The sequence below is a fragment of the Bradyrhizobium sp. 61 genome, assembly GCF_023073075.1.
Taxonomy (GTDB): Bacteria; Pseudomonadota; Alphaproteobacteria; order Rhizobiales; family Xanthobacteraceae; genus Bradyrhizobium; species Bradyrhizobium barranii.
Genome location: NZ_JADPIU010000039.1, coordinates 1 through 1,689, shown reverse-complemented (window position 1 = coordinate 1,689; position 1,689 = coordinate 1). Strand labels below are relative to the sequence as shown.

The 1,689-nt window shown below is 66.7% G+C and carries 2 protein-coding genes; both read left to right on the top strand.

What is annotated here, in order from left to right:
• On the top strand, positions 1 to 1,213 hold a 1,213-nt coding region (locus tag IVB46_RS11860), incomplete at its 5' end, for a chemotaxis protein CheW (protein ID WP_247342804.1).
• Between the two features lie 27 nt (positions 1,214 to 1,240).
• The coding region (locus tag IVB46_RS11855) for a chemotaxis protein CheW (RefSeq protein ID WP_135217312.1) at positions 1,241 to 1,689 on the top strand (449 nt) is incomplete at its 3' end.

Here is a 1,689-nt window from a genome sequence, read left to right as displayed (position 1 = left end):
CGAGCACCGCATCGAGCGCATCAAGGACACCGCTGTCCTGCGCCTGCGCAACAAGCTGCTGCCGCTGATCCACCTCAAGAAGCTCTTGAAGATCGACGACGGCGCGGCCTCCGATCCCGAGAACGGCTTTATCGTGGTGACCCAGGTCGGCAGCCAGACCTTTGGCATCGTCGTCGACGGCGTGTTCCACACCGAAGAGATCGTCGTGAAGCCGATGTCGACAAAACTGCGTCACATCGACATGTTCTCCGGCAACACCATTCTGGGCGATGGCGCAGTCATCATGATCATCGATCCCAACGGCATTGCCAAGGCGCTCGGCGCCGCCGGCTCCTCGGCCCATGACATGGGCGACGAGAACGGCGCGCATCACATCGGATCGGGCGAGCAGACCACCTCGCTGCTCGTCTTCCGCGCCGGCTCCAGCCAGCCCAAGGCGGTCCCGCTCGGGCTCGTCACCCGCCTGGAAGAGCTCCCGGCCGACAAGATCGAGTTCAGCAACGGCCGCTACATGGTGCAGTACCGCGAGCAGCTGATGCCGCTCGTCGCCATGGAGAGCGTCACCATCGCCAGCCAGGGCGCCCAGCCGATCCTGGTGTTCGCCGATGACGGCCGCTCCATGGGCCTCGTCGTCGACGAGATCATCGACATCGTCGAGGAACGGCTCAACATCGAGGTCGGCGGCTCCGCCTCCGGCATTCTCGGCTCGGCCGTGATCAAGGGCCAGGCGACCGAAGTGATCGACGTCGGCCACTTCCTGCCGATGGCGTTCGCCGACTGGTTCACCCGCAAGGAGATGAAGCCGTCGCAGCACTCGCAGTCGGTGCTGCTGGTCGACGACTCCGCGTTCTTCCGCAACATGCTGGCACCCGTGCTGAAGGCGGCCGGCTACCGTGTCCGCACCGCGCCGACCGCGCAGGAGGGCCTGGCTGCGCTGCGTGCGCAGAGCTTCGACGTGGTCCTGACCGACATCGAGATGCCCGACATGAACGGGTTCGAGTTCGCCGAAGTGATCCGCTCCGACACCAATCTGGGCGCGATGCCGATCATCGGCCTGTCCGCGCTGGTGTCGCCGGCGGCGATCGAGCGCGGCCGTCAGGCCGGCTTCCACGACTATGTCGCCAAGTTCGACCGTCCCGGTCTGATCGCGGCGCTGAAGGAACAGACCGCGGGCGCCGCCGGCGCCTCCGAGCTGAGCCGGGCAGCGGCGTAACGGCACTGGGGATCAGGAGATACCGCTATGAGCAACAAGAAGACGCAGATCGGCGAAGGCGCCATGGTCGAATACGTCACCGCGATGATCGGCGGCCAGCTGTTCGGCCTGCCGATCTCTCGGGTCCAGGACGTGTTCATGCCCGAGCGCGTCACCCGCGTTCCCTTGTCCTCGCGCGAGATCGCGGGCGTGCTGAACCTGCGCGGCCGCATCGTCACCGTGGTCGACATGCGCGCCCGGCTCGGCCTGCCCAAGCCCGAGGACGGCAAGGCCCCGATGGCGGTCGGTGTCGACCTGCGCGGTGAATCCTATGGCCTTCTGATCGACCAGATCGGCGAGGTGCTGCGGCTTGCCGAGGCCGGCATGGAAGAGAACCCCGTCAACCTCGACCCCCGCATGGCCAAGCTCGCCGGCGGCGTCCACCGCCTCGACGGGCAGCTCATGGTCGTCCTCGACGTCGATCGCGTCCTCGAGCT